The sequence below is a fragment of the Curtobacterium sp. MWU13-2055 genome, assembly GCF_023242305.1.
In the GTDB taxonomy this organism is placed as follows: Bacteria; Actinomycetota; Actinomycetes; order Actinomycetales; family Microbacteriaceae; genus Curtobacterium.
In genome coordinates, this window is the sequence record NZ_JALLIO010000004.1 from 1 (window position 1) to 22,734 (window position 22,734).

Annotated in this window: 19 protein-coding genes and 1 tRNA gene; 6 read left to right on the forward strand and 14 right to left on the reverse strand. The window is 71.7% G+C overall.

The features are described 5' to 3' along the window. Nucleotides 1-238: 238 nt before the first annotated feature. A complete protein-coding gene (gap, locus tag M4960_RS10170) occupies nt 239-1,243 on the reverse strand; it encodes a type I glyceraldehyde-3-phosphate dehydrogenase (RefSeq protein WP_123294060.1) in 1,005 nt (334 codons plus the stop codon). A gap of 111 nt (nt 1,244-1,354) precedes the next feature. After that, nucleotides 1,355-2,305 carry a GlxA family transcriptional regulator gene (locus M4960_RS10175; protein WP_248704172.1) on the reverse strand — a complete coding sequence of 317 codons (951 nt, stop codon included), beginning with the start codon at nt 2,303-2,305 and terminating at the stop codon, nt 1,355-1,357. A gap of 93 nt (nt 2,306-2,398) precedes the next feature. On the opposite strand from M4960_RS10175, the gene M4960_RS10180 reads away from it, so the two are divergent. Continuing rightward, the gene (locus tag M4960_RS10180; RefSeq protein ID WP_123294062.1) at nt 2,399-2,842 is read left to right on the forward strand and encodes a prevent-host-death protein; all 444 of its coding nucleotides are present in this window, start codon (nt 2,399-2,401) and stop codon (nt 2,840-2,842) included. Beyond that, nucleotides 2,835-3,281: a cytotoxic translational repressor of toxin-antitoxin stability system gene (locus tag M4960_RS10185; protein ID WP_185021045.1), complete on the forward strand. Its 447-nt coding sequence runs from the start codon at nt 2,835-2,837 to the stop codon at nt 3,279-3,281. Before M4960_RS10180 ends, M4960_RS10185 begins: the two co-directional genes overlap by 8 nt. Nucleotides 3,282-3,284: 3 nt before the next feature. Here the strand turns inward: M4960_RS10185 and M4960_RS10190 are convergent, their stop codons facing one another. The 9 genes from M4960_RS10190 to mnmA all read right to left on the reverse strand — a co-directional run bounded on the left by M4960_RS10190 (nt 3,285) and on the right by mnmA (nt 16,305). After that, nucleotides 3,285-4,007, reverse strand: coding sequence for a methyltransferase domain-containing protein (locus M4960_RS10190; protein WP_123340740.1), 723 nt, complete (start codon nt 4,005-4,007; stop codon nt 3,285-3,287). Beyond that, the gene (locus M4960_RS19720) at nt 4,004-5,083 is read right to left on the reverse strand and encodes a type III polyketide synthase (protein WP_248704173.1); all 1,080 of its coding nucleotides are present in this window, start codon (nt 5,081-5,083) and stop codon (nt 4,004-4,006) included. The genes M4960_RS10190 and M4960_RS19720 overlap by 4 nt, the downstream gene beginning before the upstream one ends. A 133-nt stretch (nt 5,084-5,216) precedes the next feature. Beyond that, nucleotides 5,217-6,722: an Asp-tRNA(Asn)/Glu-tRNA(Gln) amidotransferase subunit GatB gene (gene gatB / locus M4960_RS10200; protein WP_123340738.1), complete on the reverse strand. Its 1,506-nt coding sequence runs from the start codon at nt 6,720-6,722 to the stop codon at nt 5,217-5,219. Beyond that, nucleotides 6,722-8,266, reverse strand: coding sequence for an Asp-tRNA(Asn)/Glu-tRNA(Gln) amidotransferase subunit GatA (gene gatA / locus M4960_RS10205; RefSeq protein ID WP_111085022.1), 1,545 nt, complete (start codon nt 8,264-8,266; stop codon nt 6,722-6,724). Before gatA ends, gatB begins: the two co-directional genes overlap by 1 nt. Next, a complete protein-coding gene (gene gatC, locus M4960_RS10210) occupies nt 8,263-8,562 on the reverse strand; it encodes an Asp-tRNA(Asn)/Glu-tRNA(Gln) amidotransferase subunit GatC (protein WP_111085021.1) in 300 nt (99 codons plus the stop codon). The genes gatA and gatC overlap by 4 nt, the downstream gene beginning before the upstream one ends. Nucleotides 8,563-8,707: 145 nt before the next feature. Continuing rightward, nucleotides 8,708-11,047 (reverse strand): transglycosylase domain-containing protein, encoded by a 2,340-nt coding sequence (locus M4960_RS10215; RefSeq protein ID WP_248704174.1) that lies wholly within the window; start codon nt 11,045-11,047, stop codon nt 8,708-8,710. 201 nt (nt 11,048-11,248) lie between these two features. Then, a complete protein-coding gene (locus M4960_RS10220; protein WP_248704175.1) occupies nt 11,249-12,616 on the reverse strand; it encodes an alpha/beta hydrolase in 1,368 nt (455 codons plus the stop codon). Between the two features lie 182 nt (nt 12,617-12,798). After that, entirely contained in the window at nt 12,799-15,132 is a 2,334-nt protein-coding gene (gene ligA, locus M4960_RS10225) for an NAD-dependent DNA ligase LigA (RefSeq protein ID WP_248704176.1), read from the reverse strand. Between the two features lie 66 nt (nt 15,133-15,198). Next, nucleotides 15,199-16,305, reverse strand: coding sequence for a tRNA 2-thiouridine(34) synthase MnmA (gene mnmA / locus M4960_RS10230; protein WP_123340734.1), 1,107 nt, complete (start codon nt 16,303-16,305; stop codon nt 15,199-15,201). A 56-nt stretch (nt 16,306-16,361) separates the two neighbouring features. Between mnmA and M4960_RS10235 the strand changes: the two genes are divergently transcribed. From M4960_RS10235 to M4960_RS10245, 3 genes are all read left to right on the forward strand, one after another. Next, the gene (locus M4960_RS10235) at nt 16,362-17,654 is read left to right on the forward strand and encodes an MFS transporter (protein WP_248704177.1); all 1,293 of its coding nucleotides are present in this window, start codon (nt 16,362-16,364) and stop codon (nt 17,652-17,654) included. A 524-nt stretch (nt 17,655-18,178) separates the two neighbouring features. Beyond that, nucleotides 18,179-18,259, forward strand: a tRNA-Leu gene (locus tag M4960_RS10240). A gap of 118 nt (nt 18,260-18,377) precedes the next feature. Further along, nucleotides 18,378-19,079, forward strand: coding sequence for a DedA family protein (locus tag M4960_RS10245; protein WP_123294071.1), 702 nt, complete (start codon nt 18,378-18,380; stop codon nt 19,077-19,079). A 71-nt stretch (nt 19,080-19,150) separates the two neighbouring features. Here the strand turns inward: M4960_RS10245 and rdgB are convergent, their stop codons facing one another. The 3 genes from rdgB to murI all read right to left on the reverse strand — a co-directional run bounded on the left by rdgB (nt 19,151) and on the right by murI (nt 21,383). Beyond that, nucleotides 19,151-19,741: an RdgB/HAM1 family non-canonical purine NTP pyrophosphatase gene (gene rdgB / locus M4960_RS10250; RefSeq protein ID WP_123340733.1), complete on the reverse strand. Its 591-nt coding sequence runs from the start codon at nt 19,739-19,741 to the stop codon at nt 19,151-19,153. Beyond that, nucleotides 19,738-20,469: a ribonuclease PH gene (gene rph / locus M4960_RS10255; protein ID WP_248704178.1), complete on the reverse strand. Its 732-nt coding sequence runs from the start codon at nt 20,467-20,469 to the stop codon at nt 19,738-19,740. Before rph ends, rdgB begins: the two co-directional genes overlap by 4 nt. 74 nt (nt 20,470-20,543) lie before the next feature. Next, nucleotides 20,544-21,383, reverse strand: coding sequence for a glutamate racemase (murI, locus tag M4960_RS10260; protein ID WP_248704179.1), 840 nt, complete (start codon nt 21,381-21,383; stop codon nt 20,544-20,546). Between the two features lie 39 nt (nt 21,384-21,422). Between murI and M4960_RS10265 the strand changes: the two genes are divergently transcribed. After that, nucleotides 21,423-22,712, forward strand: a complete 1,290-nt coding sequence (locus tag M4960_RS10265) for a nicotinate phosphoribosyltransferase (protein ID WP_132099602.1) — start codon at nt 21,423-21,425, stop codon at nt 22,710-22,712. Nucleotides 22,713-22,734: the final 22 nt, after the last annotated feature.

Here is a 22,734-nt window from a genome sequence, read left to right on the forward strand (position 1 = left end):
GGCCCGCCGCGGGGCGGCGAAATGCCCCCCCCGACGACCAGTCCCGACCGGCGGGCACGCACGGGGGGGGGGGGGGGGCGGGGGGCGCGCCCGCCCGCCCGCCGCGAGATTTCGCGCTCAGCGACAGCTCACGGCCGCCCGGTCCCGTGAACTGTCGCACAGCCCGAAACGTGACCACGACCGGACCGGAGGCGCGGCGCCAGCCCGCGCCGCGCCTCCAGTCCGACCGGCCCGCGGCCTACGCCCGCGCCAGCATCCCGAGCGTGTCGACCACGCGGTTCGAGAAGCCCCACTCGTTGTCGTACCAGGCGACGACCTTCACGTGCCGGCCCTCGTCGACGCGGGTGAGCAGCGAGTCGAAGATGCTCGACTCCGGCCGCCCGGTGATGTCCGTCGACACGAGCGGGTCGACCGTGAACGCCAGGACCCCGGCGAGCGGACCGGCAGCCGCGGCGCGGTAGGCCTCGTTCACCTCGTCCACGGTCACGTCCCGCGACACGACGGTGTTCAGCTCGACGATCGACCCGACGGGCACCGGCACGCGGATGGCGTCACCGGACAGCTTGCCCTCCAGGCGGGGCAGCACCAGCCCGATGGCCTTGGCAGCCCCGGTCGTCGTCGGCACGATGTTCACGCCGGCAGCGCGGGCCCGACGCAGATCACGGTGCGGCCCGTCCTGCAGGTTCTGCTCCTGCGTGTACGCGTGCACGGTGGTCATGAACCCGTGTTCGATGCCCGCCAGGTCGTCGAGCACCGACGCCAGGGGTGCGAGCGCGTTGGTCGTGCACGATGCGTTCGAGATCACTGTGTGCACGGCCGGGTCGAACGTGTCTGAGTTCACGCCGTACGCGATGGTGGCGTCCGCTCCGGTGGCCGGCGCACTGATGAGGACCCGTCGGGCGCCGGCGGTCAGGTGCCCGGCTGCCGCGTCGCGTGCGGTGAAGCGTCCGGTGGACTCGAGGACGACCTCGACGCCGAGTTCGGCCCAGGGCAGGTCCGCCGGCGACGTCGATGCGAGCACGCGGACGCGGCGGCCGTCGATGACGAGCGTGTCGCCGTCGACCTCGACGGTGCCGTCGAACGGCCCGAGGGCGGAGTCGTAGCGGAACAGGTGTGCGAGTGTGTCGGGGGCGGTCAGGTCGTTCACGGCGACGACCTCGAGGTCGTCACCGCCCCGTGCGAGCAGGGCGCGGAGCGTGTTGCGGCCGATGCGGCCGAAGCCGTTGATGGCGATGCGGGTCATGTGGGGTTCCTTTCGTTCCGTGGTCCATGCTCACGGGCCGGGAGGCACGGCTCCAGTGGCAGGGAAGCCAGCGTCCGAAAGGATGTCGCCACCACCGCCGCGTCGGCGCGGTCAGTCCTGGAACGTCCGGCGGTACTCGGTGGGCGAGGTCCCGAGGATCCGCCGGAAGTGCGTCCGCAGGTTCGCGTCGGAACCGAGGCCCGCGCGCTCGGCCACCTGGTCGACGCCGAGGTCGGACTGCTCCAGGAGCTCCCGCGCGAGGTCGACGCGCGCCCGCAGCACCCACTGCATCGGCGTGTACCCGGTGTCCTCCACGAACCGGCGTGAGAACGTCCGGGTCGACACCGTGGCGTTCCGCGCGAGCGCTTCGAGCGTGAGCGGCTCGGCGAGGTGCCGGAGCGCCCACTCCCGGGTGTCGGCGAACACGTCGCCGAGCGGTTCGGGAACGCTCCGCGGTACGTACTGCGCCTGGCCGCCGCTGCGGTACGGGGCACTGACGAGCCGTCGGGCGACGTGGTTCGACAGTGCCACGCCGTGGTCCTGTCGGACGATGTGCAGACACAGGTCGATCCCGCTCGCGGCGCCGGCGCTGGTCAGCACCGAGCCGGCGTCGACGAACAGCACGTCCTCGTCGACGTCCACCTCGGGGTACCGCTCACGGAGCACCCGCGCGTAGTGCCAGTGCGTCGTCGCCCGGCGGCCGTCGAGCAGCCCGGCTGCCGCGAGCGCGAACGCCCCGGTGGAGATCGCCGCGATGCGGACGCCGCGCTCGTGGGCCCGCGCGAGTGCCGTGACGACGTCGGCCGGCGGCGCCGAGTCCGACGGACGACGGTAGCCGGGCACGAAGACGGTCTCCGCCCAGTCCAGTGCCTCCAGCCCGTGGTCGACCGCGTAGGCCAACCCGTCGCCGCCGGTGATCCGACCGGCCCGGGGGCCGCACACCCGCACCTCGTAGGGCATGCTCGGCCGGTTCGAGAACACCTGCGCGGGGATCCCGACGTCGAGCGGTTTCGCGCCGTCGAGCACCAGGACCGCGACGCGGTGCAGTGGGGTCCGGGCCATACCGGCGACGCTAGCCGAACACGTCACCCTCGCGTTCTCCACAGATCTGTCAGCCCCCTCCCCTAGGATCAGCACACCACGTACGCTCCGTACGTGCCGTACTCACCGGAGGCCCTCGTGCCCATCGCAGCCGACTACCCCACGTACTCGCGCGCCCGCGAGCACTTCAAGGACATGCTCGACGCCACCGCGACCGGCCGCACCGTGACGGTCGCCCGCGACGGCGCCGTCTCCGCGATGCTGCCCGTCGACCGGCTTCGCGACTACTTCTTCCGGACCGTCTCCCCGCGGGTCAGTGTCTTCCGCGAGGCCGGCGCGGTCGTCGCCCTCATGGAGGGGCGCCCGTTCGTCGCCCAGGGAACGGACGTCGACGACGCACTCGACGACCTCGCCCTGTCGCTGCGGGAGTACGCGGTCGACTGGGAAGACCGTCTCCAGCACGCCCCGAACCACCACGACGCGTGGGCGCTCGTCCAGCTGGTCAAGCTGTCCACGGACGCCGAACTGCGCGACTGGTTGGAGCGCGGCGGTGAGTAGCCCGAGGCACCCTGCTCCGAACCGCGAGCACCACGACACGTTCTGCACGACCGAGCGCTGGACACTGGTGCGCGGCGCCACCGGTCAGCCCGTCCGGCACCATCGCACCTACGAGCTCGTGCTCTGGGACGCACGCGTCCTGCGCACCCGGATCTCGAAGCCCGTCGACCGGTCGACCTACGGTGCGCGCATGTGGGCGCACGTCCTGCGCCACCAGCTGCAGGTCGATGCACCGGCCTTCTGGCGCTGCGTCGACGACGGCACGCTGCCGGACCGGGGCAGCCCCGTGCACCCGGCGCCCGCGAACGCCCTCCCGCTGTACCTGGTGCGGGCACTCCACGACCTCGGTGTGCCCGAGTCGGAGATCCTCGACCTCGGACCCGCCGGCGCTGCCGGACTCCACGCCGAGCTCCTGCGCCGGGCGGCCGAGCCGTCCTGATCGTCAGGCGTCGCGGACGGCCAGCACCCGGTGCGGCGATGCCCGTTCCGCTCGCCACCCGGTCGGCAGCGTGTCCCGCAGTTCCGCCAGGGTGAAGGACCGACGGATCGACCGCAGGCCGTCGACCCGGACGAAGGTCCCCGCGGACACCAGCGGCGACGCCAGCGCGTACGCCCGGTAGGCCTCGCGCGACCGACGGATGTCCGAGTGCACGCTGCGACCCGACGCGAGCGCCTCCGAGTCCGCCAGGAACCCGTTCCGCTCGTCGTCGCCCAGGTGGTGCAGGACGTGGTTCGACACCACGACGTCGAACCGCTCGCCCGCCGTGACCAGGTCACCGCTCGACTGCTGCCGGAAGGTGACACCCCGCGGTGCCCGTCGGTTCGCCGCGTCGATCGCCCGCGGGTCCGGGTCGACCCCGACGACCTCGACGTCGAACCCGTCGCTCGCCGCCCACCGAACGACGGCCCGGGCCAGGTCGCCGCCGCCGCACCCGAGGTCGAGGACCCGGGCGCGGCCGTTCACCGGCAGGGCCGGTACGACGTGGGTCCGCCACGCCGAACGCCAGCCGCTCACCAGGGCGTTGACGAGCGCGAAGCGCCGGAAAGTCCGCGCGAGCGCGCGCGGGTCGCAGTCCGGGTCGTCCATGAGTTCGGTCAGGTCGACCGCGCGCGTGCGCAGGTCGAGGACCGGGAGGCCCGTGGAACCGCCGTCGGGACGGCTCACGTGCGCACCATGGTCAGTCGCGCACTCTCGACCGTGAGACCGGGGCCGAAGGCGAGCGCCACGACGGCGGCTCCTTCCGGGATCCCGGCGTCGAGGGCCTCGCGGAGCACGAACAGCACGGTCGCGCTCGACATGTTCCCGTGGTCGCGCAGCACCGTCCGGCTCGCCGCGATCGCCGTGTCCGGCAGGTCGAGCGCCTGCTGCGTGCGGTCGAGGATCGCACGTCCACCGGGGTGCACGGCCCACACCGGCACGTCGGCGGCCGGTCCGTCGAGCAGCGACGCGACGGCCTCGGCGACGCTGCTGCCGACGAGCTTGGGGACCGTGGTGCTCAGGACCATCTCGTAGCCCTCGTCGCCGATGTTCCAGGCCATCTCGCCGGCGCTCTCGGGCACGACGGCGGTGGCGAACGCGTCGAGGCGCAGGCCGGGGCCGTCGGCGGTGACCACGACGGCGGCGGCACCGTCCCCGAAGACGCTGTTCGCGACGATCTGGTCCGGGTCGTCGCTCGCGCGGACGTGCAGGGTGCAGAGCTCGGCGCAGACGACCAGCACGACCGCGGCCGGGTCGGCCTCGGCGAACGCGGCCGCGATCCGGAGCGCCGGGAACGCCGCGCAGCACCCCATGAACCCGATGTGGTGGCGGAAGACGTCACGGCGCAGGCGGAGCTCGGTCACGATGTCCAGGTCCGGGCCGGGCTGCGTGAAGCCGGTGCACGACACCGTGACGACGTGCGTGACGGAGTCCGCGTCGACGGCCGCGCGGTCCAGAGCGTCACGAGCAGCCTCGACGAAGAGCGGCGGCGCGAGCTCGCGGTAGCGGTCGTTGCGGGTGCCCGTCGAGGGCGAGTGCAGCGCGCCGTCCGTGTCGCGGAACGCGCCCGCTGGACGGCTCCGGTCGAGTTCGGCCAGCACGGTGTGCCGGTGCTCGACCGCCGAGGCGTCGAAGGCTGCGGGGACGAGCCGCCGGCCGAGACGACCGAGCTCGGGCTGCGCAGCGAAGAGGTCTCGCACCGCAGCCTGCTCGAGCGTCGTCTCCGGGACGGCGGTTCCGATGGCGCGGATCGTTGCGGACACGACTCATCCTGTCACCGGGTCGCTGACGCGTCCCCAGGTTCTCCCACACCGCGGAACGGACACAGCACCGTGGTTTCCCACGGTGCTGTGTCCGGAACCTGGTTCCGCGGAACGGAACTGCACGGAACGGCGACTACGCCTGCTGCGCGCGCTCCAGCACCAGCTCACGGACGCGGGCGGCGTCCGCCTGGCCCTTCATGGCCTTCATGACGGCACCGATGATGGCGCCGGCGGCCTGGACCTTGCCGTCCTTGATCTTCGCGAGCACGTCCGGCTGGCCGGCGAGTGCCTCGTCGACCGCGGCGGTGAGCGCCGAGTCGTCGGACACGACCTTGAGCCCGCGGGCCTCGACGACCTGGGCCGGCGAGCCCTCGCCGGCGATGACGCCCTCGAGCACCTGGCGTGCCAGGCGGTCGGTCAGGTCGCCGGACTCGACGAGCGCGATGACCTCGGCGACGTGCTGCGGCGACACGAGGTCGCCGGGCTCGGCGTCCTGCGCGTTCGCGACCCGGCTGATCTCGCCGGTCCACCACTTGCGGGCCGCCTGCGGCGCAGCGCCGGCGGCGACGGTGCCCTCGACCTGGTCGAGCAGCCCGCCGTTGACGACGTCCTGGAACTCCAGGTCGGCGAAGCCCCAGTCACCCTTGAGGCGACGGCGGCGAGCCACCGGGGCCTCGGGCAGGGACGCACGGAGCTCTTCGACGACCGCGGGGTCGGGCACGACCGGCAGCAGGTCGGGCTCGGGGAAGTAGCGGTAGTCGTCGGCGTCCGACTTCGGACGGCCGGCCGAGGTCCGGCCGGTGTCCTCGTGCCAGTGACGGGTCTCCTGCGTGATCGAGCCGCCGTCGGCCAGGATCGCGGCCTGGCGCTGGATCTCGTAGCGGATCGCACGCTCGACGGCACGGAACGAGTTGACGTTCTTCGTCTCGGTGCGGGTGCCGAGCTTCTCCTGGCCGCGGGGGCGCAGCGAGATGTTGGCGTCGCAGCGCAGGTTGCCGCGCTCCATGCGGGCCTCGGAGACACCGAGTGCGCGCACGAGGTCGCGGATGACCTGCACGTACGCGGCACCGAGCTCGGGGGCACGGTGCTCGGCACCGAAGATCGGCTTCGTGACGATCTCGACGAGCGGCACACCGGCGCGGTTGTAGTCGACGAGCGAGTACTCGGCACCCTGGATGCGGCCGGTGGCACCACCGACGTGCGTCAGCTTGCCGGCGTCCTCTTCCATGTGGGCGCGTTCGATCGGGATGTTGAAGATCGTGCCGTCGGCCAGTTCGACCTCGACCTCGCCCTCGAACGCGATCGGCTCGTCGAACTGCGAGACCTGGTAGTTCTTCGGGTTGTCCGGGTAGAAGTAGTTCTTCCGGGCGAACCGCGACGACTCGGCGATCGAGCAGCCGAGCGCGAGCCCGAGCTGGATCGAGTACCGGACGGCCTGCGCGTTGACGACGGGCAGCGACCCGGGCAGCCCGAGGTCGACCGGCGTCACGTTCGTGTTCGGCTCGCCACCGAAGAAGTTCGGCGCGTCCGAGAACATCTTGGTCTTCGTCGCGAGCTCGACGTGCACCTCGAAGCCGAGCACCGGCTCGTAGCGCTCCAGTGCCTCGTCGAAGTCCATGAGCGCGTCCTTCTGCGCCATCAGATCACACCTTCCTGCGCAGCCGACTGCTGACTCTGGTCGAGGTCCGGGATCCGGTCGATGAGCGGGGCTCCCCACTGCTGTTCGAGCAGACGCTCGAGTGCCGCACCGTAGCGGTACAGGCGGGCGTCCTCGCGCTGCGGGGCCATCAGCTGGACGCCGACGGGCAGGCCGTCCTCGGGTGCGAGGCCGTTCGGGATGCTCATGCCGGGCACGCCCGCCAGGTTCGCCGGGATCGTGGTGAGGTCGTTGAGGTACATCGCGAGCGGGTCGTCGATGCGCTCACCGATCGGGAACGCGGTCGTCGGGGCCGACGGGCTGATGAGCAGGTCGACCTGGTCGAACGCGGCCTGGAAGTCGCGCTGCACGAGCGTGCGGACCTTCTGCGCCGAGCCGTAGTACGCGTCGTAGTACCCGGCGCTCAGGGCGTAGGTGCCGAGGATGATGCGACGCTTCACCTCGGGACCGAACCCGGCTTCGCGCGTGGCGGCCATGACGTCCTCGACCGTCGCACCGTTCTCCGGCGTGACGCGCAGGCCGAAGCGCACCGAGTCGAACTTCGCCAGGTTCGACGAGGCCTCGGCCGGCAGGATCAGGTAGTAGGCGCTGATCGCGTAGGCGAACGACGGGGCGTCGATCTCGACGACGACCGCACCGGCCGACTCGAGCAGCGCGACGGTCTCCTGGAAGCGCTGGGTGACCCCGGCCTGGAAGCCGTCGCCCCCGGCGAGCTCCTTCACCACGCCGACGCGCAGACCGCGCAGCGTGTCCGCCTGCAGTCCTTCGCGGGCGGCGGCGGCCATCGAGGGCCAGGCGTCGGGGATCGAGGTGGAGTCGCGCGGGTCGTGCCCGCCGATGACGTCGTGCAGGAGCGCGGCGTCGAGGACGGTGCGGGCGACCGGGCCGATCTGGTCGAGGCTGGACGCCAGGGCGATCGCGCCGTAGCGGCTGACCCCGCCGTAGGTCGGCTTCACACCGACGGTGCCGGTGACGGCGCCGGGCTGACGGATCGAGCCACCGGTGTCGGAGCCGAGGGCGATGGGTGCCTCGTGCGCGGCGACGGCAGCGGCCGAGCCACCGCCGGACCCGCCGGGGATGCGGTCGAGGTCCCACGGGTTGTGCGTCGGTCCGTACGCCGAGAACTCGGTGGTCGAGCCCATCGCGAATTCGTCCATGTTGGTCTTGCCGAGCGGCACGAGGCCGGCGGCGCGGAGCTTCGCGACCGGGGTGGCGTCGTACGGCGGCATCCACCCTTCGAGGATCTTCGAGCCCGAGGTGGTCGGCATGTCCTGCGTGCACAGGACGTCCTTGATCGCGATCGGGACACCGGCGAGGGGCCCGAGGTCGTCGCCGGCCGAGCGACGCGAGTCGATCGACTTCGCGACGGCGATGGCGTTCTGGTTGACGTGCAGGAAGGCGTGCACGTCGCCGTCGACGGCCGCGATGCGGTCGAGGTGGGCCTGCGTGGCCTCGACGCTCGAGACGTCGCGCGCCACGAGGGCGTCGGCGAGCGCCGCGGCGCTCATCCGCGTGATGTCGGTCACTGTTCTTCTCCCAGGATGGCGGTCACTCGGAACCGTTCGCCGTCGGAGTCCGGCGCTCCGGAGAGCGCCTGCTCCTGCGTCAGCGTCTGGCCGACGACGTCGGGTCGGGTGACGTTGCCGAGCGGCACGGGGTGGCTCGTCAGCGGGACGTCGTCGGTCGCGACCTCGGCGACCTTGGCGACGCTCTCGACGATGTGCGACAGCTCCCCGGTCAGCTTCTCGATCTCGTCGGGCGTGAGTGCGATACGTGCGAGGTTCGCCAGGTGCGCGACCTGCTCGCTCGTGATGTCAGGCATGGTGCTCCGTCGATCGGTTCGTGGACGTCCGACAGTCTATTGGCTGCGGTCGATCACGCAGGCGCGGCTGTGGACGGCTGCCTGGAGGCCCGTCACCGGTCCGGCGGACCGGTGACGGGCCTCCAGGCGGCGTGGACCCGAGCCGTCACTTCCCGTTCTGGTCACCCGCTGCCGGAGCCGCCGTGGCGGCGGGCGCAGCCGGTTCCGCCGGCGCCGCCGGAGCAGCCGGTGCAGCGGGTGCAGCGGGTGCAGCGGTCTGCGTCGGCGTGGTCGGCGTCGATTGGTCGGCCTGCGACGCACCGGATCCCGACGACGCCGAGGACTGCGACTGCGACGACTGCGACGAGTGGCTCGCCTGCCCGATCATCGCCTGGCTCGGCGTGGGCAGGGCGTCCCCGCCGACCGTCCGGTCCAGGTACGCCATCATCGACTTCCCGACCCCGAACTTCGCGCTGTACCCGGTGGTGCCCTGCAGGAACGGCCAGTTCGCAAGGCTCACGCTCCCCTGCACGTTCCCGATCCAGGTGGCGTTCGTGTACTTCGTCGACGACGCGACGAGCCAGTTCTGCACGTCGCCGTCGGTGGTGCCGGTCTTCGCGAACTTCGGCACGCTGTCGCCGGGGTTCGCACTCGCGGCGGTGCCGGAGCCCGACAGCACGCCCTGCAGCGCGTAGTCGACGGTGCCGGCGACGTCCGCCGAGACCCCCTGCGTGCAGGACGACGGCGTCGGGGTGATCTTCGTGCCGTCCGACTCGGTGACCGAGTCGATCGCGGTCGGCGTGCAGACGACGCCGCCGTTCGCGAAGCCCGCGTAGGCCTCGGCCAGGTCGATCGGCGACAGCTCGTTGACGCCGAGGATCGACGAGGGGGTCTGCCCGAGGGCACCGCCGTCGGCGCGGTGGATCCCCATCGACTGCGCGAGCTGCGCGATCTTGCAGAGGTCGAGCTGCTTGCCCATCGCGCCGAAGGCGGTGTTGATCGACTCGACGGTGGCGGCCTGCACGGTCATCGACGCCGGCACGGACTCGGCGTTCGCGACCGGCCACGTCCCGCCGCTGACGTTCTGGCAGGAGTTCGTGAACTCCGAGTTCTGGAACGTGTGCTCGGTGGTCGACACCGACTCGGAGAGCGTGTGGCCGGTCGCGAGCCACTCGGCCAGGGTGAACACCTTGTAGGTGGAGCCGGTCTGGAACCCGCCGGAGTTGCCGTAGCCGGAGTCCGCGCTGTAGTCCACCGCGGTCGACCCCGCTGCAGCGTTGTCGCCCTGCGTGTACGACGTGTTCTGCACCATCGACATGATGCGTCCGGTGCCGGGCTCGACGGTGACGTTGGAGCCGCCGACGTCGACGCCGGCCATCGTGGCCGGCACGTAGGTCGACAGTGCGGTCTGCGCCTGGCCCTGCAGGTCGAGGTCGAGCGAGGTGTGGATCTGCAGGCCCTTGGTGTCGAGCGTCGCGATGCGCGCCGCGGCGGTCTTGCCGAACGCCGGGTCCTGCAGCACCTGGTCGCGGACGTAGTCGCAGAAGTAGCCGGCGTCGTAGTTCGTCGCCGCGGTCGAGCAGCCGTTCGCGGTCTCGGTGATCTTCGGCGTGACCGGGGTCGCGATGGCCTTCGTCATCTCGGCCTTCGTGATCGACCCGTGCGCCTGCATGCGGCGGAGCACGTAGTCGCGTCGCTCCTTGGTGAGCGCGTAGCCGTTCGCCTGGCCGTTCGCCTTGTCACCGGGCACGTCGATGCGCAGGTTCGAGGGGTTGTTGAGGATCGCCACGAGCGTGGCCGACTGCACGAGCGACAGGTCCTTCGCGTGCACGCCGAAGTAGTACTCGGCACCGGCCTCGGCGCCGTACACCCGACCGCCGAGCCCGACGATGTTCAGGTACCCGGTCAGGATGTCGTCCTTCGAGTACTTCTTGTTCACCGCGATCGCGTACCGCATCTCCTGCAGCTTCCGCTGCGGGGTGACGCCGGCTGCGTCCTCGTAGCAGGCCTCCACCTTCTTCGCCGTGGCGGCCTGGTCCTTGCCGGTGAGTTCCTCGCACTGCTGCACGAGGACGTTCTTGACGTACTGCTGCGTGATGCTCGATCCGCCCTGGACGTCGCCGCCGACGACGGTGGCGGCGACTCCGCGCAGCGTGCCGAGGACGTCGATGCCGCCCTCGTCGTAGTAGCGGGGGTCCTCGGTGTCGATGGCGGCCTGCTTGAGCGTGTCCGCCATCTGGTCGGCCGTGACGTTCGTCCGGTTCTCGGCGTAGAACGACGCGATCTTGACCTGCTTGCCGCCCTTCGTCGCGTACACCGACGAGACCTGCTGCGGCGTCTGCACGTCGAGGTAGCTCGGGAGGTCCTCGAAGAACGCGACCGCACCCGAGGTGCCCTCACCCGCGACGGCGACCGCGGGCGTCACCGCGACGGCGACGAGCATGCCGGCGAGCACGGACATCACCACGAACATCAGGAGAGCACCAGGCCATCGCACCACACGCATGCCCCGAACCGTAGGGAGGCGGGCTGTACTGGTTCTGCCGTGGAACCGACTGAGGCTGCGCCGTCGCTCAGGTTGCCGCACAGGCAACACCTGTCGCGGGTCGCGATCCGCGCGGGGTCGCGGATCCGGCCGGGAGGCCCGGTGCGGCCCCGGCACGTCGGCCGCCGGTCACGATCCGGTCACGCCCAGGGCCTCGCCCCGTCAGTCGCGCGGCTGCAGGTCCTGCGGACGGACCAGGTACATGTCGACCGACGCACCGACGACACCGTCGTCACCGGTGCTGCCGCGTCGGACCTGCTCGCGGACGAGGTCACCGCGGCCGATCCCGATCAGGGCGACGTCGTGCAGCGATGCGGTCCCCGGCTTGAGGTAGTCGTTGTGCCCGACCGGACGGCGGAACAGGTCGCCGGCGGCCAGCGCGTCGGCACCGCCGGCCAGGTTCATCACGGTGGCGCCGAACGACGAACCACCCGGGTCCGTGCCGTAGTACCCGGACCCGGCGATCGGGTCGCTGTGCGCCACACCGACGAACACCTCGTCCGAGGCGACGTCCAGGTCCGCCGCCGACCGGACGTCGCTGCCCGGTGACCCGAGCACGGTGAGGGTGTCGGCGCTCATCCGTCCGGAGGCGAGCGCCATGAGCGCCGTCGTCGACCCGTACGAGTGCGCCACGATGTTCAGCCGGGGCTGGTCGCCGTCGCGGATCTGCCGCAGGCCGTCGACGGCGCGCTCGAGTCGCTGCGCCCCGGAGTCGGCGAGGCTGAGCGACATGATGTTCGACAGGTCGGGCGTGCGGTAGCCCATCCACGCCACGACGGCGACGCCCGTCCCGTCGCCGGAGCCACCGGCCGCCAGCGGCGCGAGGGTCGCCTGTTCGCTCGCCAGGTCGTTGGCGGTGTTCGTGAAGTCGGCCATCTGCCCGGTCACGGTGAAGAACATCCCGGGGACGATGACGGTGACGTCCGCCGCGGTGTCGAGGTCACCGATGCTGATCGCCGCTCGACCCGCCGCCCGGGTGTCGAGCGTGATGAGGAACCGCTGCGGGTCACCGGGTTCGCGCCGCAACGAGTCCCGCACCTGTCCGAGCATCGCGGCGTGCGCGGCTCCGGTGTCGGGGTCGGCGAGTCCGGTGGTCAGGGTCGACCGGTTCGCGCGGTCGCGGACGGCGTACGGCACGCCCTCGAGGTTGCCGATGATCGACGGCGCGTGGACCAGGAGCGTGCCCTGTTCGTCGGCGCCGAGTCCCGCCCACCACTGCGCGACGACGGCCGCCGCGGGCGGGTCGTCCTGCGCGGTCGCCACGACACGGCGGTCGTCGGCAGCGCGGCGCAGGTCACCGGCGCCGAGGACCCCGAGGTCGTCGAGGAACGCCCGACCGTGCGCGTCGGCGACGGTGTCGACGTCGATCTGTCCCCCGGTCATGACCGGCTGGGGCACCGCGTGGCGCTCGGAGACGAGCGCGACCGTCACGGTGGCCGTGGCGGCATGGGTCGGAGGCGCGACGGGGGCCTCGATCACTCCGAGCGAGTGCATCGAGGCGGTGAGCAGAGCCGCGGCGATGAGCAGCAATCGGGTCTCCCCCTGGAAGGCCGTCCCGCCGTCTCCCTGCAGACGACGGGTGATGCTCTGTCGAGTGTAAGGAGAATGCCCGAGGATCGGTCATGCGCGATGCAACTTGTCCCCCGAACTGGGTGCGTCGCACGGCGCGCCGCAGCGTGCGGCCACATCGCGGTCGTGCTCGTCGCCCCGACTCAGCTCTCGGGCGCGGGCACCTCCGGCTCGGGGAGCGCGCTCGGCCCCTCGGTCACGAGCAGGTGGAACTGCTCGGCGTCGATGATCCGGAGCCCCAGCTGCTCGGCCTTCGTGAGCTTCGACCCGGCCCCGGGACCCGCGGCCACGAAGTCGGTCTTCTTGCTGACGCTCGACGCCGCCTTGCCGCCGGCGGTGATGATCGCCTCGAGCGCGCCCTCTCGCGTGTACCCCTCGAGGGACCCGGTCGCCACGACCGTGACGCCGCTCAGGACACCGCCCTCGATCGCCGCGCCCCCGGGGCCGGGGTGGTCCGGCGTGGTGAACTGCACGCCCGCCGTCGTCCAGCGGTCGATGATCTCGCGGTGCCAGTCGACCTCGAACCACGCGAGCAGAGCGTCGGCGATGATCCCGCCGACCCCGTCGACCGCCGCGAGTTCCTCGCGCGAGGCGCTGCGGATCCGGTCGAGCGACCCGAAGTGGTTCGCGAGCGCCCGCGCCGCGACCGGTCCGACGTGGCGGATGCTCAGCCCCACCATGATGCGCCAGAGCGGTTTCGTCTTCGCCGCGTCGATGTTCGCGAGCATCTCGAACGCGTTCTTCGACGGGAAGCGGCTCGGCTCGCCGGTGTAGTCCGCACCGCGTGCTTCGGGGTCGAACGGCGGGTCGGTCTTCTTGCGCGCGCGGCTGAACGGGGTCACGCGCTTCGGGGCACCGGCGTCGTCGACCTTCTCCATGCCGGTCTCGGCGTCGCGGACGATCACCTCGATCGGGACGATGTCCTGCATCGTCAGGTCGAACAACCCGGCCTCGGTCACGAGCGGCGGGGTCTCCGGGTGCAGCGGCTGCGTGAGCGCTGCGGCTGCGACCTCGCCGAGGCCCTCGATGTCGAGGGAACCGCGCGATGCGATGTGCTCGACACGACCGCGGACCTGCGCGGGGCAGCTCTTCGCGTTCGGGCAGCGGAGGTCGATGTCGCCTTCCTTCGCAGGGGCGAGCTCGGTGCCGCACTCCGGGCAGTGCGTCGGCATCACGAACTCGCGCTCCGTGCCGTCGCGCAGGTCGACGACCGGCCCCAGGACCTCGGGGATGACGTCGCCGGCCTTCCGCAGCACGACGGTGTCGCCGATCAGGACGCCCTTCGCCTTGACCACCTGCTGGTTGTGCAGGGTGGCCTGGCGGACGACCGACCCGGCGACCTCGGCCGGGGCCATCACCGCAAACGGGGTCGCACGCCCGGTCCGCCCGACGCTGACCACGATGTCGACGAGCTTGGTGTGGACTTCTTCCGGCGGGTACTTGTACGCGATCGCCCACCGGGGTGCACGAGACGTCGAGCCGAGTTCTTCGTGCAGGGCGAGGTCGTCGACCTTGATGACGACGCCGTCGATCTGGTGCTCGACCGAGGCGCGGCGGTCGCCCGTGGAGCGGACGAAGGCGTTCACCTCGTCGATCGTGTCGAAGACCCGGTAGTGGCTGCTCGTCGGCAGGCCCCAGGTCTCGAGCAGCTCGTACACCTCGGACTGCGAGCGGACGTCGGTCTCCTGCTCGAGCTCGCGCACGGGCCACGCGCCGATGCCGTGCACGAGCATCCGCAAGCGCCGGAGGCGGTCGACCATGAGCGCGCGCTTCGCCTCGGACTTGCCCTCTTCCTTCTGGCGGAGGGACCCGGCGGCGGCGTTGCGCGGGTTGGCGAAGACGCGCTCCCCCGCCTCGCGCTGGTTCGCGTTGAGCTCGTCGAACTCGGCGACCGGGAAGAAGATCTCGCCGCGGACCTCGACCAGGGGCGGGTGGCCCGTCCCCGACAGCCGGTCCGGGATCGTGCCCATCGTCCGGACGTTGCCGGTGACGTCCTCGCCCACGACGCCGTCACCACGGGTCGCCGCCGACACCAACCGGCCGTGCTCGTAGCGCAGGTTGATCGCGAGGCCGTCGATCTTCAGCTCGGTCAGGAACCGGACACGCTCGGCACCGGCGTCGCGCTGCACCTTGACGGCCCACTCGGTGAGCTCGTCCGGGCTGAACACGTTGTCGAGCGACAGCATCCGCTCGGCGTGCTCGACCGGCGCGAACTGCGTGGTCTGCGCCTGCCCGCCGACGGTCTGGGTCGGGCTGTCCTCGGTCAGGAGCTCCGGGAACCGCTGCTCGATCGCGGCGAGCCGTCGGACCAGCACGTCGTAGTCGGCATCGGCTTCCGGTGATCCGTTGTCGCCCTGGTAGTACGCCTGTCGCAGCTCGTTGATACGGGCCCGCAGCCGGTCGACCTCGCGCCCGGCCTGGGCGGCGTCGAGCCCGTCGGGGTCGATGGTCTCGAACGTGGCGTCGGTCTCGCTCATGCCATCAGTTCTACCGTGTGCCACCGACGGCGCGTGCAGCGGACCCACCGCCCGGGAGCGGCGGTCTCAGGCGTCGACGGGGACGGCGCTGACGGTGCTGTCGATCGTGCACTGTCCGAGCACCCGGGTGCCGACGTAGACCACGGCCGTCTGCCCGGGGGCGACCCCGTGCAGCGGCTCGTCGACGTCGATCACGAGCACGTCGTCCTGCACCCGCGCGGTCGCCGGCACCGGGTCGGCGTGTGCCCGGATCTGCACGTCGCACGCGAACGGCGTCTGCGGGTCGGCGGGTGCGGTGCCGGCCCACGTGAAGCGGGAGCCCGACATCGACGACACGGCCAGGGCCTCCTTCGGACCGACCACGACGGTGTTGTCCTTCGGGCGGATCTCGAGCACGAACCGCGGCTTGCCGTCGGCGGCGGGGCGCCCGAGCGACAGTCCGCGGCGCTGCCCGACCGTGTAGCCGTGCGCGCCGTCGTGGGAACCGACGACGGTGCCGTCGCGCTCCACGACGTCGCCGGTCTCGCTGCCGACACGGTCGGCGAGCCAGCCGCGGGTGTCGCCGTCGGGGATGAAGCAGATGTCGTAGGAGTCGGGCTTCTGGGCGACGGTCAGCCCACGCTCGGCGGCCTCGGCCCGGACCTCGTCCTTCGACGGGGTCGCCCCGAGCGGGAACATCGCGTGCTGCAGCTGCTCGGCGGTCAGGACCCCGAGCACGTAGGACTGGTCCTTCGCCCACGCGGCCGACCGGTGGAGTTCGCGGGAGCCGTCCGGGCCGGTGACGATCGAGGCGTAGTGCCCGGTCGCGACGGCGTCGAAGCCCAGGGCCAGCGCCTTCTCGAGCAGCGCCGCGAACTTGATCCGCTCGTTGCACCGCATGCAGGGGTTCGGGGTGCGGCCGGCTTGGTACTCGGCGACGAAGTCGTCGACGACGTCCTCCTTGAACCGGGCCGAGAAGTCCCACACGTAGTAGGGGATGCCGAGGGCGGACGCGGCGCGCTGGGCGTCCATCGAGTCCTCGATCGTGCAGCACCCGCGACTGCCGGTGCGGAGCGTGCCCGGCATCCGGCTCAACGCCAGGTGCACACCGACCACGTCGTGCCCGGCGTCGACCGCCCGGGCAGCAGCCACCGCCGAGTCGACCCCACCGCTCATCGCCGCCAGAACACGCATGCCTCCAGGGTAACCCGCCGACGAACCCGTACCGCTGGCGTACCGTTGGTCGAGCGATGGCCACGACGGGGAACGACTCATTCGACTTCCGGTCCGTCCTGTTGTCCGGGTTCCTGCCCGCGGCACTGTTCGCCATCGGCGAGGGCGCGATCATCCCGATCATCCCGATCGCCGCGGACTCCCTCGGCGCGACCCTGGCGTTCGCGGGCTTCGTCGCGTCGCTCATCCTGGTCGGCGAACTCATCGGCGACGTGCCGTCCGGCATCGTCGTCGCGCGGATCGGCGAGCGGAACGCGATGATCGGCGCCGCCCTGGTGTCGGTCGGTGGCCTGGTCGTCTGCACGACCGCGTCGAACGCGTGGGTGCTCGCGCTCGGGGTGTTCCTGGTCGGTGTCTCGACCGCGGTGTTCGCCCTGGCACGGCACGCCTACATGACCACGGCGATCCCCGTCCGCATCCGAGCCCGGGCGCTGTCGAGCCTGGGCGGGGTGTTCCGCTTCGGGTACTTCGTCGGACCGTTCCTCGCCGCCGGTGTGATCCACCTGACCGGCACCACCGCGAGCGCCTTCTGGATCCACGTCGTGTGTTGCCTGGCGGCGGCGACCGTGCTCCTGGTGCTGCGCGACCCGGCGACGGGCGCACGCGGTCTACGGTTGCCGCCACGGGCCTCCCGGTCGGGGTCGGACGCGACCGGCGTGACCGAGCCGTCCACCGACACCGGAGCGGTCTTCGTCGGCAAGGAGGCACACGGCCTCTTCCGCACCCTGCGCACGAACCGGGCCGTGCTGCTGCGGCTCGGCAGCGGCGCCGCGCTCATCGGCGCGATGCGCGCCGGACGCCAGGTGATCCTGCCGCTGTGGGCGGTCAGTGTCGGGCTGAACGACTCGACGGCCGCGTTGATCATCGGCATCGCCGGTGCCGTCGACTTCGCGCTGTTCTACACGAGCGGCCAGATCATGGACCGCTGGGGACGGTTGGCGAGCGCACTCCCCTGCATGCTCGGGCTGAGCATCAGCTACTTCCTGCTCGCCTGGAGCGGGCACCTCGACGCGCGGGTCGGCTGGTTCGTCGGGATCGCGATGGGGATGTCGCTCGCCAACGGCGTCGGCTCCGGCATCCTCATGACGCTCGGCGCCGACCTCGCCCCGCGCGACGACCCGGCGCCGTTCCTCGGGGCCTGGCGGTTCACCGGCGACTTCGGGTCGGCAGCGGCACCGCTCGTGATCTCCGGGGTGACGGCCGTCGCGACGATCGCGGTGGCCAGCGGCGTGATGGGCGTGCTCGGCCTGATCGGTGCCGGTGTGCTGCTGCGGTACGTGCCGCGGTACCTGCCGCGCCAGCTGCGCTGACGCGCGCGGGGCGCTGACGCCGCGCGCGCCGCGGCCGGCGCACGGTGCGCGTCCCGCCGATCCGTGCGAGGTTCCCCGCTCCGTGCGCACCTGCCGCGGCGCACGAAGCGGCCAAACCCGCACCAGGTGACGTCCGGCGCACCGTGCGCACGTGCGCACCACCACTGCCCGGGAGGCCCGGCGCACCCCGCCACGAACACCGCACCGTGTCGACACGGTCACCCACAACGCCGCTGGCCGCTCCGTGCGCACCTGCTGCGGCGCACGAAGCGGGCAAGTCCGCACCAAGTGGCGTCCGGCGCACCGTGCGCACGTGCGCGCCACCAACGCCCGGGAGGCCCGGCGCACCCCCGCCACGAACACCGCACGGTGCCGACACGGTCACCCCCACGGCGTTTGGTCGCTCCGTGCGCGCTTGCTGCGCCGCACCGAGCGGGCAACCCCGCACCGAGTGACGACCGGCGCACCGTGCGCACGCACCGACGTCCGCCGACCAGGGACCGCTCGGTAGACTGCCGCTGCTCGCGGGAGTGGTGGAATCGGTAGACACGCAGGATTTAGGTTCCTGTGCCCCAGGCGTGAGGGTTCGAGTCCCTCCTTCCGCACCGACCGTTGCGTGCTCGCGCATCTCATACCACCGAGGGACGTTCCGGTCACGCGCGGACGGTACCCTCGTCGTGCGGGTGACCCTCCCGTCACCGCATCTGCACGACCGGAAGAGACATGCACTCCGTCGCACTCGCCCTGATCCCATGGCTGGATCCGCAGTACATCCTCGACCACTTCGGGGCGGTCGCAGTGCTCGTCGTCTGTGCGATCGTCTTCGCCGAGACCGGTCTGCTGATCGGCTTCATCTTCCCGGGCGACAGCCTGCTCGTCATCACCGGCCTGTTCGCGTTCGACCGCGGCGGCGAGATCGGCGGCATCCCGATCTGGGTCGCTGCCCTGATGATCGGCGCTGCGGCGTTCCTCGGTGGGGAGCTCGGCTACTACATCGGCAAGAAGGCCGGCCCGCCGATCTTCGAGCGCAAGGAGAGCGGTCTGTTCTCCAAGGCGAACGTCGAGCGGACCAACGCGTTCTTCCACCGGTTCGGCCCGCTCGCGGTGATCCTGGCGCGCTTCGTGCCGGTCGTCCGCACCTTCGCGCCGATCGCCGCCGGCGTCGGCCGCATGGACTACAAGAAGTACTCGCTCTACAACGCGATCGGCGCCGTCGTCTGGGGTGTCGGCGTGACGTTCCTCGGGTACTTCATCGGGCACATCCCGTTCGTCGCCCACATCGTGCGCGAGTACATCGACATCATCCTGCTCGCCGCCGTCCTGGTCACCGTCGTGCCGATGGCGCTGACGTACATCCGGAACGCCCGCAAGGCGAAGAAGCGCGAGCACCAGGCCGAGTCGACGGCCGTCGACCCGCAGCTGTAGCGGCACGCCGGACCGAACATGACAGGCCCACACCGTTCGGTGTGGGCCTGTCGTCGTCGCAGGTGGGCAGTTCAGAGCCCGAAGTGCTCCCGCACGACCGGCGCGATGCCCCGGAACGCCTTGCTGCGGTGCGACAGGGCGTTCTTCTCGTCGCGGGTGAGCTCGGCCGACGAGCGGTCGGCGTCGTCCGGCCGGAACACCGGGTCGTAGCCGTGTCCGCCGTCGCCGACCGGCGCGGTCAGCACCTCGCCGTTCCACACCGCCTCGACCACGTGCTCGAACCCGTCGGGCGTGACGAACGCGGCCGCGCACACGAAGGCGGCGGTCCGCTCCACGACGCCGTCGAGGTTCTGCAGCAGCAGCGCGATGTTGTCGGCGTCCGACCGGGTGCCCGCGTACCGCGCCGAGTGGATGCCCGGGGCACCGTCGAGCGCGTCGACCGCGATGCCGGAGTCGTCGGCGAGCGCCGGCAGCCCCGTGTGGGCGACCGCGGCACGGGCCTTGATCAGGGCGTTCGCGGCGTAGGTGTCGCCGTCCTCGACCGGCTCGGGGCCGTCGTACCCGACCAGCTCGACACCCTCGCCCAGCGCCGACCCGAGGATCTCGCGCAGTTCCACGACCTTGCCCTGGTTGTGGGTGGCCAGGACGACGGTGCCGGTCACACCAGCCCCAGCACGGTCTTCTGGATCGCCGCGAGCGACTGGTTGCCGGCCAGGCCCAGGTCGAGCAGGACGTTCAGCTCGTCGCGGTCGAACGGCGCGTGCTCGGCGGTCCCCTGCACCTCGATGAACTTGCCCGACCCGGTCGTGACGATGTTCATGTCGGTGTCGGCGGCGGAGTCCTCGGTGTACGCCAGGTCGAGCATCGGTTCCCCCTTGACGATGCCGACCGAGATCGCCTGCACGCTGTCGGTGAGCGGGGTGGCCTTCTTGCCGATGAAGCCCTTGCCGCGGCCCCACTCGATCGCGTCGACCATCGCCACGTAGGCGCCGGTGATCGACGCCGTGCGGGTGCCGCCGTCGGCCTGCAGCACGTCGCAGTCGATGACCAGGGTGTTCTCCCCGAGGGCCTTCGTGTCGACCACGGCGCGGAGCGAACGCCCGATCAGCCGGGAGATCTCGTGGGTGCGGCCACCGACCTTGCCCTTGATCGACTCGCGCTGCATGCGCTCGTTCGTCGACCGCGGCAGCATCGAGTACTCGGCGGTGACCCAGCCGGCGCCCTTGCCGGCGAGCCAACGGGGCACGCCGTTCGTGAACGAGGCGGTGCAGAGCACCCTGGTGTTGCCGAACGAGATGAGCGCGCTGCCCTCGGCCTGCGTGCTCCACCCCCGCTCGATGGTGACGGGACGGTGTTCCTCGGCCTGGCGGCCGTCGATGCGGGTGGTCATGGTGTCCTTTCGGTCCGGCCTGGAGGCGCGGTGCGGGTCATCGGGGCGGGCGGCGGCTGGCGGCTGGTCGCCGCTCAGGCCCGCCCACGGGGCAGCGTGATGGCGCCGGTCTCGAGGTGGCCGACGCGGACGATCTCGGGGCCGAGGAACCGGCGGGCGAGCCGCAGGAACCCGTCCTCGTCGTCGCCGGTCGACTCGAACGAGTACGTCGGGGCGGTGGTGGAGGTGCGTTCGAGGCCGTGCTCGACGAGCCGGCGGTACACGTCGCTGGCGGTCTCCTCGGCACTCGACACCAGGGTGACGTCCTGGCCCATCACGTACTGGATGGCGGCGGACATCAGCGGGTAGTGGGTGCAGCCGAGCACGAGGGTGTCGACGTCGGCGGCGCGGATCGGGTCGAGGTACCCGGCGGCGACCTCGCGCAGCTCGGGTGACGAGGTGTCCCCCGCCTCGACGAACTCGACGAACCGCGGGCACGCCGCCAGGGTCAGGCTGACGTCGGAGGCCACCGCGAAGGCGTCCTCGTAGGCGCGCGAGGTGATGGTGCCGACCGTGCCGATGACGCCGATGCGCCCGGTCCGGGTCTGCTTCACGGCGGCGCGGGCGGCGGGCTGGATGACCTCGACCACCGGGATGCCGTACGCCTGCTCGTACCGTTCGCGGGCGTCGCGGAGCACGGCCGACGACGCGGTGTTGCAGGCGATGACGAGGGCCTTGACGCCGAGTTCGACCAGGTCGTCCATGACCTCGAGCGCGTAGCGGCGGACGTCGGCGATGGGCTTCGGGCCGTACGGCGAGTGCACGGTGTCGCCGACGTACCGGATGCTCTCGCGCGGCAGTTGGTCGATGATCGCGCGGGCCACCGTGAGCCCGCCGACCCCGCTGTCGAAGACTCCGATCGGTGCATCCGTCACGGTGACCAGCGTAGCGACGCTCGCAGTAGTGTCGGGGAGGTGACCAGCGCGCTCCTGACGGACCAGTACGAACTCACCATGGTCGACGCGGCCCTGAAGGACGGCACCGCCCACCGGCGCTGCGTCTTCGAGGTGTTCGCCCGGCGACTGCCCGACGGTCGTCGCTACGGCGTCGCGGCCGGCCTCGGGCGGTTCCTGACCGCCCTCGGCGACTTCCGCTTCGGCGACGACGAGATCGGGTTCCTGCGCGACCGCGGGGTCATCGACGAGGGCACCGCGGCGTTCCTCGCCGACTACCGGTTCACGGGGGACGTCCGGGCGTACCGCGAGGGTGAGGTGTACTTCCCCAACTCCCCGATCCTGCAGGTCGAGGGCACGTTCGCCGAGGCCGTCGTGCTCGAGACGCTCGCCCTGTCGGTCTTCAACGCCGACTCCGCCATCGCCTCGGCCGCCGCGCGCATGGTCTCCGCCGCCGACGGGCGTCCGCTCGCCGAGATGGGCTCCCGCCGCACCGGCGAGTGGAACGCCGTCGCCGCAGCACGGGCCGCGTACATCGCCGGGTTCGGCGCGACGAGCAACCTCGAGGCCGGCCGCACCTGGGGCATCCCGACGATGGGCACCGCGGCGCACGCGTTCACCCTGCTGCACGACTCCGAGGAAGCGGCGTTCCGGTCGCAGCTCGACGCCCTCGGCAACGGCACGACGCTGCTCGTCGACACCTACGACATCGAGCAGGCCGTCGAGACCGCCGTCCGGCTGACCGACGGCAAGCTCGGCGGTGTCCGCATCGACAGCGGCGACCTGCCCTCGGTCGTCGCGGCCGTCCGGGCGCAGCTCGACCGGCTCGGCGCGACCGACACGAAGATCACGGTCACGAACGACCTGGACGAGTACACGATCGCGGCCCTCCGTGCGGCCCCGGTCGACTCGTACGGCGTCGGCACCTCGGTGGTCTCCGGCTCGGGGCACCCGGCCGCCGGCATGGTCTTCAAGCTCGTGGCGCACCAGTCCGCCGACGGCGACGACTGGGTCGCCGTGGCGAAGAAGTCGGCGGACAAGGCCTCGATCGGCGGGCGCAAGGAAGCCGGCCGACGCCTGCGCAACGGTGTCGCCACGGCCGAGGTCGTGCTCACCGCCGGACAGGTCGGCCCCGACGAGCGCGCCCTGCTCGTGCCCGTGGTCACCGGCGGCGTGGTCGATCCGGCGTTCCTCGGAGCACAGGGCGTCGAGGCCGCGCGGGCGCACCACAAGCGGGCGAAGGCCGAGCTGCCGGCGGACGCCGCGCGCATCGGTCGCGGCGACCCCGCGATCCCCACCCTGGTGATCTAGCGCGCCGCAGCGCCGCTGCGCC

Bases quoted from the DNA above. Each gene is read 5' to 3' on its own strand.
- gap (WP_123294060.1), bottom strand. From the start codon at position 1,243: ATGACCCGCATCGCCATCAACGGCTTCGGCCGCATCGGCCGCAACACG.
- M4960_RS10235 (WP_248704177.1), top strand. From the start codon at position 16,362: ATGGCCACGACGGGGAACGACTCATTCGACTTCCGGTCCGTCCTGTTG.
- M4960_RS10215 (WP_248704174.1), bottom strand. From the start codon at position 11,047: ATGCGTGTGGTGCGATGGCCTGGTGCTCTCCTGATGTTCGTGGTGATG.
- M4960_RS10245 (WP_123294071.1), top strand. From the start codon at position 18,378: ATGCACTCCGTCGCACTCGCCCTGATCCCATGGCTGGATCCGCAGTAC.
- ligA (WP_248704176.1), bottom strand. From the start codon at position 15,132: ATGAGCGAGACCGACGCCACGTTCGAGACCATCGACCCCGACGGGCTC.
- mnmA (WP_123340734.1), bottom strand. From the start codon at position 16,305: ATGCGTGTTCTGGCGGCGATGAGCGGTGGGGTCGACTCGGCGGTGGCT.
- gatB (WP_123340738.1), bottom strand. From the start codon at position 6,722: ATGGCGCAGAAGGACGCGCTCATGGACTTCGACGAGGCACTGGAGCGC.
- M4960_RS10175 (WP_248704172.1), bottom strand. From the start codon at position 2,305: ATGGCCCGGACCCCACTGCACCGCGTCGCGGTCCTGGTGCTCGACGGC.
- gatC (WP_111085021.1), bottom strand. From the start codon at position 8,562: ATGCCTGACATCACGAGCGAGCAGGTCGCGCACCTGGCGAACCTCGCA.
- rph (WP_248704178.1), bottom strand. From the start codon at position 20,469: ATGACCACCCGCATCGACGGCCGCCAGGCCGAGGAACACCGTCCCGTC.